This window comes from Bradyrhizobium sp., assembly GCF_035273305.1.
GTDB lineage: Bacteria > Pseudomonadota > Alphaproteobacteria > Rhizobiales > Xanthobacteraceae > Bradyrhizobium.
The window spans coordinates 1-7,642 of record NZ_DATEPI010000263.1; the positions used below are offsets into that span (position 1 = coordinate 1).

General features: G+C 60.3%; 10 protein-coding genes. 1 reads left to right on the forward strand and 9 read right to left on the reverse strand.

The features are described 5' to 3' along the window. The coding region (locus VJV58_RS17460) for a methylated-DNA--[protein]-cysteine S-methyltransferase (RefSeq protein ID WP_324138617.1) at positions 1-419 on the forward strand (419 nt) is incomplete at its 5' end. A gap of 64 nt (positions 420-483) precedes the next feature. Here VJV58_RS17460 and VJV58_RS17465 read toward each other — a convergent pair. The 9 genes from VJV58_RS17465 to dnaK all read right to left on the reverse strand — a co-directional run. Then, the gene (locus VJV58_RS17465) at positions 484-1,014 is read right to left on the reverse strand and encodes a GNAT family N-acetyltransferase (RefSeq protein ID WP_414641521.1); all 531 of its coding nucleotides are present in this window, start codon (positions 1,012-1,014) and stop codon (positions 484-486) included. Next, the gene (locus tag VJV58_RS17470) at positions 1,011-1,634 is read right to left on the reverse strand and encodes a 2,3-bisphosphoglycerate-dependent phosphoglycerate mutase (RefSeq protein WP_324138618.1); all 624 of its coding nucleotides are present in this window, start codon (positions 1,632-1,634) and stop codon (positions 1,011-1,013) included. The genes VJV58_RS17465 and VJV58_RS17470 overlap by 4 nt, the downstream gene beginning before the upstream one ends. A gap of 40 nt (positions 1,635-1,674) precedes the next feature. Next, the gene (gene dapB, locus VJV58_RS17475) at positions 1,675-2,490 is read right to left on the reverse strand and encodes a 4-hydroxy-tetrahydrodipicolinate reductase (RefSeq protein WP_324138619.1); all 816 of its coding nucleotides are present in this window, start codon (positions 2,488-2,490) and stop codon (positions 1,675-1,677) included. Between the two features lie 66 nt (positions 2,491-2,556). Beyond that, entirely contained in the window at positions 2,557-2,859 is a 303-nt protein-coding gene (locus VJV58_RS17480; RefSeq protein WP_324138620.1) for a DUF1330 domain-containing protein, read from the reverse strand. A 21-nt stretch (positions 2,860-2,880) separates the two neighbouring features. Next, on the reverse strand, positions 2,881-3,591 hold the full coding sequence (gene pyrF, locus VJV58_RS17485) for an orotidine-5'-phosphate decarboxylase (RefSeq protein ID WP_324138621.1): 711 nt from the start codon (positions 3,589-3,591) through the stop codon (positions 2,881-2,883). Positions 3,592-3,597: 6 nt separating this feature from the next. After that, entirely contained in the window at positions 3,598-4,176 is a 579-nt protein-coding gene (locus tag VJV58_RS17490) for an NAD(P)H-dependent oxidoreductase (protein WP_324138622.1), read from the reverse strand. Positions 4,177-4,222: 46 nt separating this feature from the next. Next, the gene (locus VJV58_RS17495; protein WP_324138623.1) at positions 4,223-4,825 is read right to left on the reverse strand and encodes a class I SAM-dependent methyltransferase; all 603 of its coding nucleotides are present in this window, start codon (positions 4,823-4,825) and stop codon (positions 4,223-4,225) included. 206 nt (positions 4,826-5,031) lie between these two features. Next, positions 5,032-6,165 carry a molecular chaperone DnaJ gene (gene dnaJ / locus VJV58_RS17500; protein ID WP_324138624.1) on the reverse strand — a complete coding sequence of 378 codons (1,134 nt, stop codon included), beginning with the start codon at positions 6,163-6,165 and terminating at the stop codon, positions 5,032-5,034. 145 nt (positions 6,166-6,310) lie between these two features. Further along, the coding region (gene dnaK, locus VJV58_RS17505; RefSeq protein ID WP_324138625.1) for a molecular chaperone DnaK at positions 6,311-7,642 on the reverse strand (1,332 nt) is incomplete at its 5' end.

Below are 7,642 nucleotides of genomic sequence, written 5' to 3' on the forward strand. Positions count from 1 at the left end.
CCGGTGAAGAGCCGGAAGCGTTAGCCGACATGCAGCGGCGCTGGCCGCGTGCAAATTATGTGGAAGACTGCGACGGTACTGCCGGCCTCGCACAAAGAATTTTCGACACCAAATTGTGGCGGCCGGATCAGCCGTTGCGTGTGGTGTTAATCGGCACCGATTTCGAGGTTCGCGTGTGGGAGACCCTGTTGAAAATCCCGATGGGCCGCGCGGCCTGCTACTCCGATATTGCCAACAGGATCAAAAGCCCGAAGGCGTCACGGGCGGTCGGAGCCGCCGTCGGAAAAAATCCGATCTCGTTCGTGGTGCCCTGCCATCGCGCGCTCGGTAAGGGTGGTGCACTGACCGGTTATCATTGGGGCGTCACCCGCAAGCAGGCGATGATCGGTTGGGAAGCCGGACAAATGGGAATGCACTGATTCCGGCTCGGATCTCTTGGGACGGGAGCTTCGGAAAAGCGCACTCCACTATCCCGGATGAAGCCTAGCGATCGAGACGTTTCCACATGATGGCGGTGTCGCAGAGCCGCCCGTCTGGAAACAACGCGTAATCCGGCACCAGCCCTGTTTGCGTCCAGCCCGCGCGCAAATACACCCGATGGCCGCTTTCGCCTGGAACTGTATCCAACACCAGCAGCCACCGGCCGCGCCGGCGGGCCTCGTTCTCGATCTGCGCCATCAAGGCGGCCGCTAGACCGCGGCCGCGCGCTGATCGATGCACGAGCAGCTTCTTGATGTCGGCGCGATGCGGCTGGTTGGGCGGCGTATCCAATCCGAGCTGGACTGTTCCGACGATATGGCCGTCGAGCCTTGCCGCCAGCAATACAGTATCGCCCGTTCCGACCGAATGTTCGACCTTGCGAAAGAATGCCAACGCCTGATCGTGCGAAAATGGCGACAAGAAGCTGACGCTGGCGCCGCCTTTGACGCAATCGACCAACACATCAGCCAGTTGCGCCAGTTCCGCATTCTCCAACGGCGCATTGAGAACAACGATGTCTGGCTTGACGCTCACGCAGCCAGATCGATCTTTGCCGCGACGGTGGCGTCGGCGTTGAGCCGATAGATGATAGGCGCGCCGGTGGCGAGTTCGCGCGCTAGGATGCCCTCGGGCGAAAGTTTCTCCAGCACCATGATAAGCGCGCGCAGCGAATTGCCGTGAGCCGCGACCAGCGTACGCTCGCCGCGCAGCACGCAGGGCAGGATCTCCTGAACGTAATAAGGAAGCGTGCGCGCCAACGTGTCTTTCAGGCTTTCGCCGCCCGGCGGTGGCACGTCATAAGACCGCCGCCAGATGTGTACCTGCTCCGCGCCCCACTTCTTGCGCGCATCATCCTTATTGAGCCCGGACAGGTCGCCATAGTCGCGCTCATTGAGGGCCATGTGTTGTTTGACAGGAATCCCTGTCTGGCCAAGCTCCGCCAAAGTCAGATCCAGCGTGTGCTGCGCGCGCTTGAGTACCGAGGTGAACGCGATATCAAACGACAGTCCCTTTGTTTTCAGCTTGCGTCCGGCTTCCTTTGCTTCGGCGATGCCCTGTTCGGTCAAGTCAGGGTCCTTCCATCCGGTAAAGAGATTCTTCAGATTCCATTCGCTCTGCCCATGACGCACCAGCACGAGAAGACGGTCGTTCATTTTTTTATCCCGTTCGAATCTGTGGAAGGTCGTCCGGTCTTCAGGAGCCAGCGAGCCCGAGTACGTCGGCCATCGAATACAGTCCGGGCTTCTGGCCGCGGGCCCAGAGCGCGGCTTTGACGGCGCCTTGCGCGAACATGGTTCGATCTTCCGCCCGGTGCGTCAGCTCGATACGCTCCATCGGCCCCGCAAAAATCACGCTGTGATCGCCGGTGACGCTGCCTCCGCGCAGCGACGCAAAGCCGATGTCGCCGGATCGGCGCGCGCCAGTCTGCCCATCGCGGCCTCGCGCGGAATGTATATGTAGATCGATGCCACGCCCCGCGGCAGCAGCCTCGCCCAGCATCAGCGCGGTGCCGGAGGGGGCATCGGTTTTGGCGCGGTGATGCATCTCGAGGATTTCGATATCGAAGCCTTCATCGAGCGACTGCGCCACGCGCCTCACCAGGGCCGCCAGCAAGTTGATGCCGAGGCTCATGTTGCCTGATTTCACGACAGTGGCGCGAGAGGTGACGCTCTTGATCACGGCATCGTCCGAAGGCGACAGCCCGGTGGTGCCGATGATGTGCACCAAACGGCGCTCGGCGGCGATCGCGACATTAGCAATGGTCGCAGCCGGCACGGTAAAATCGAGAATGCCGTCCGCTTCCCCCGACAGCGACCACAGATCGGCGGATAGCTTAATGCCATTGGCGGGCAACCCTGCGAGCACGCCGGCGTCCTTGCCCAGGAGTTCAGACCCCGGCGCTTCCAGCGCACCGGTCATGACCGCACCCTGCATTTCCGAGATGACGCGCGTCAACGCACGGCCCATTCGGCCGCCGGCCCCGGCAACGATCAACCGCATGTCGGACATCTCTTACCTCGCCCCTGCCGTATAGCCGGGGCGGCGTGTTCCGGCAACCGAGCAAGCTCTTAACCATCAAGGCTGCGGGCCGTCATAGCCTTCGATGATCAGCAGGTCACTTTCAGCATGTGGCGCGCGGATCGCAACGAGTCGGGCATATTCCGGCGAATTGTAACAGGCGAGCGCGGTCTCATAGTCCTTGAATTCCAGCACCACATTGCGCGCGCGCGACGAGCCTTCCTTGGGTACATGCTTGCCGCCGCGCACCAGAAATTTGGCTCCGTATTTGTTGAACACCGCGCCGTTTTGGGAAACATACTCTTTGTAGCCTTCCATGTCGTGAACATCCATACGTGCGATCCAATAGCCTTTTGCCATCTTGCAATCTTTCCTTCTGTATCAGCCCAACGCCTGCGCGATCTCTCTGTGGATTGCCTGCGCGGCCGCCTCGGGATCAGCGGCTTCAGTCACCGGCCGTCCGACCACCAGATAAGCCGCCCCCGCCGCAATCGCACGACCGGGTGTCATCATGCGTTTCTGATCTCCCGCCGCAACCCCGGCCGGCCGAATACCTGGCGTGACCAGAACCATTTCATCCCCGACGATCGCGTGTAGTCTCGCCGCTTCTTCCGGCGAACAGACAAGACCGTCGATGCCGAGCGCCTGTGCCTGCCGCGCACGGGCCTCAACCAGATCTGAAACACCGAGCCGATATCCGGCCGCTTGCAAATCAGCATCGTCATAAGAGGTCAACACGGTCACGGCGAGGATTCTCAGATCCGACCCACCGCGGCCCTCGACCGCCGCCGTCATGGTTTGCGGATAGGCATGCACGGTCAGGAAGGTCGCGCCGAGACGCGACACGCTCTCGACGCCCCGAGCAACCGTATTGCCGATATCGTGCAGCTTGAGGTCGAGGAACACTTTCTTGCCGGACTGCGTGAGCTTGCGCACCAACGGCAAGCCGCCGGCGTAAGCGAGCTGATATCCGATTTTGTAGAAGCTGATGCTGCCGCCGAGCCTCGCCACCATCGCCTCCGCCGCCTCGACATCAGGCAAATCCAGGGCCACAATCAGTCGGTCGCGGGGAGCGATAGCAGATCGCGGCATGTCACCTCACATCATGTGCTGGGAAAAATCGATCAGTTGTCGCACCAGTCCGGCCATCGCGTCGATATCGGCTGGACGCTTCAATCTGTCCATGTCGTCATAGGCCTCGCCAGCAAAGGACAAGGCAAGCTGGTTCGGAATAACGGTCGCGTGGCAGGCCGTCAGAATGAGACGCAACGCCGCGAGTGATCGCGCGCCGCCAAGCCTGCTTTCCGATGCGGCGGCGATTGCAAATGGACGCTCGCGAAAAACCTGCCCGCGGGTTTCGTGCGCGTCCTGTACCCGCGTCACCCAATCGATAGTGTTCTTTACCAGAGCTGGCACTGAAGAATTGTATTCCGGCGTCACGATCAACACGCCATGGTGCGCGCCGATCATGCGTTTGAGATTGATAGCGTTCTTTGGCACGCCGGATTTGCTTTGCAGATCGCCGTCATAGATCGGTAGCGGAAAATCAGCGAGCGAGATGCGCGTCACTTCGGCGCCCGCTTGCGCGAGTTCACACCCTGCCGTGGCCGCAAGCCTCGCATTCAGCGAGCCGGTGCGAAGCGAACCCGGTATCACCAGAATTTTCAGGGCTGACATTATAAAATCGCGCTCGGGACAACCCACCGAAAGGCGGCAGGTGTTATCAGTCCTTGCGATACACCCAGACACGCGCCGGCGGAAGGTTCATCCAGATGCGTTCGGAGGCTTCTGTGGACACGCCCGGAAGCGATTTCGGAATCGGCGGCGCCACCGAATATGTAAACTGCACGAATGGCGCACCAGGCGCGAGCGCACCAAAGGCATCGCGGATCAGCTTTAGCCGGGTCAGCATTGGCTTGGTGACGAGCGGCAGGCCGGACACAACGGCCGACGCCGGGGCGCTCAGCACATTTCGCAAGGAGTCGCGCAGCGTATAGGCATCCCCCTGCACGACTTTGGCATGCGGATAGCGGTCGCGCAGCAGCGCACAAAAGCCTGGGTTGTATTCGACAAGCACGAGGCGCCGCTGATCGATGCCGTGCTCGATCAACGCATTGGTGATCGCGCCGGTGCCTGGCCCTAGCTCGACCACCGGTCCCAGCGAGTCGATGTCGACGTACTGCGCCATCGTGCGCGCGAGGATTCGTCCGGAAGGCATCACCGCGCCCATATGCAGCGGCTTTTCCATCCACGAACGTAGAAAACGAACCTCGTCATCAAGACGGAGAGGTTTTTTCAACGCGCGCGCGGAGGACTGCAATGGCATTTCGCTACCAGGCGGGACCGCGTTTTGAGCGGCGTGTCAGAAAATAGTCATAAAGACGTATAGGTCGCAGGCGATACGGTCAAGCCGGACGCCGACTGTATCGCCCGCAGAAAAGCAACAGCGGTGTGATGTCAAAGCGATGCGCTAGTGGAAGTTTCTCAAGCAAAGCCTAACGTCAACACCGTCAACTAATTTTCTTATCAGCGCTACGGATTAGCGCGATTACCAAAAAAGTCCTTTACCTTTGAAAAGAAACCCGCTGCTTCGGGCTGAGTTGCGCCCGACGAGAGTTTTTCAAATTCGGCCAGGAGTTCCTGTTGTTTTTTCGTGAGATTTTGCGGCGTTTCAACCACCACCTGGACATACATATCGCCGGTCTGCCGCGACCGAAGCACTGGCATCCCCTTTGATGCAATGCGAAACCGGCGGCCCGATTGGGTTCCCGACGGTATTTTCACCTTGGTCTTGCCCTTGTCGATTGTCGGCACCTCGAATTCACCGCCGAGCGCCGCGCTGACCATCGAAATCGGCACCCTGCAGTGGAGGTCGGCGCCATCGCGCTGGAAAAATTCGTGCGTAGCCAAGGACAGGAAAATGTACAGGTCGCCCGGTGGTCCGCCGCGAATGCCGGCTTCGCCTTCGCCGGCAAGTCTGATTCGGGTGCCATCTTCAACGCCTTGGGGGATGTTGACTGACAAGGTTCGCTCGCGTGTTACCCGACCGGAGCCTGCGCATGAGGGACAGGGGTCTTCGATCATCTGGCCACGCCCCTGACAGCCGGGACAGGTTCGCTCCAGTGTAAAGAAACCCTGCGCCTGCCGCACGCGGCCCGCGCCGCCGCACATCGCGCAGGTCCTTGGCTTGGTACCGGCTTTGGCGCCGGTGCCCGAACAGGATTCGCACGTGACGGAAACCGGGATCTCGATTTGAGCGGTCTTGCCGAGGAAGGCTTCCTCAAGCGTAATTTCCATATTGTATCGCAGGTCAGCGCCGCGCTCGCGCCCACCGCCGCGACCCCGTTGCCCGGCCATTCCAAACAGGTCTTCAAAAATATCGGAAAATGAAGAAGCAAACCCGGCACCGAATCCGGGGCCTCCGCCGCCCATACCCTGCTCGAATGCCGCATGACCGAAGCGGTCATAGGCCGCGCGCTTCTCGCCATCCTTGAGGACTTCGTAAGCCTCGTTGATTTCCTTGAAGCGCATTTCGCTGGTGGCATCGCCCGGATTCTTGTCAGGGTGCCATTTCATCGCGAGCTTGCGGAAGGCCGCCTTCAGTTTGGATTCGTCCGCGTTGCGGTCGACTTCCAGAGTTTCGTAATAGCAGCGCTTGGTGGACATCCGTCAAATCCGCCCGGTACTTCGCCCTCGCTCCGAAGGGATGCGTGAAAAACAATGCAGCCTTGGGCTTAACGAAAAATGACCCCCACTCTTGGAGACGCGACCCTGCGTGCTCTTCAGAATGAGGGTCATGGTGACCGCCCGCTTAGGCAGACTTCTTATTGTTCTTGTCGTCGTCGACCTCGGTGAATTCCGCGTCGACCACGTCATCCTTCGCGGCGTCCTTGGCCGCATCGCTCTCGGCTTGCTGCTTGTACATCGCCTCGCCGAGTTTCATCGAAACCTGCGCAAGAGCGTTGGTCTTGGCCTTGATGGCGTCAGCGTCGTCGCCCTTCAGCGCTTCCTTGAGGTCGCTGACGGCGTCTTCAATGGCGCGGCGCTCGGTATCGGCAATCTTCGAACCGTGCTCGGCCAGCGCCTTCTCGGTAGAGTGCACCAGCGCGTCGGCGTGGTTCTTGGCATCGACAGCTTCGCGGCGCTTCTTGTCCTCGGCCGCATTCGCCTCGGCATCTTTGACCATCTTCTGGATGTCGGCTTCGGAGAGACCGCCGGAGGCCTGAATCCGGATTTGCTGCTCCTTGCCGGTCGCTTTGTCCTTTGCCGAGACGTTGACGATGCCGTTGGCGTCGATGTCGAACGTGACTTCGATTTGCGGCATCCCGCGTGGCGCCGGTGGGATGCCCATCAGATCAAATTGACCGAGAACCTTGTTGTCGGCCGCCATTTCGCGCTCGCCCTGGAAAACGCGAATGGTGACGGCATTCTGGTTGTCCTCGGCGGTCGAGAATACCTGGCTCTTCTTGGTCGGGATCGTTGTATTGCGATCGATGATGCGGGTGAAGACCCCGCCCAGCGTTTCGATACCGAGCGACAGCGGCGTAACGTCGAGCAGCAGCACGTCCTTGACGTCGCCCTGCAGCACGCCAGCCTGAATAGCAGCGCCGATGGCGACGACTTCATCCGGGTTGACGCCTTTGTGTGGCTCTTTGCCGAAGAACTGTTTTACGACTTCCTGAATCTTCGGCATGCGGGTCATGCCGCCGACCAGAACTACTTCGCCGACTTCACCGGCGGTGAGACCGGCGTCCTTGAGTGCCTTGCGGCACGGTTCGATGGTCTTATCGACGAGATCCTGCACCAGCGCCTCGAATTTGGCGCGGGTCAGCTTCATCGTCAGATGCTTCGGGCCCGCCTGATCGGCAGTGATGAAGGGCAGGTTGATTTCGGTCTGCGTGGTCGAGGACAGCTCGATCTTGGCCTTTTCGGCGGCCTCTTTCAGGCGCTGCAAGGCAAGCTTGTCGCTGCGCAGGTTAATGCCCTGCTCCTTCTGGAATTCATCGGCCAGGTAGTTGACCAGCCGCATGTCGAAATCTTCGCCGCCAAGGAAAGTATCTCCGTTCGTCGACTTCACCTCGAACACGCCGTCACCGATCTCGAGGATCGAAATATCGAACGTGCCGCCGCCAAGGTCGTAGAC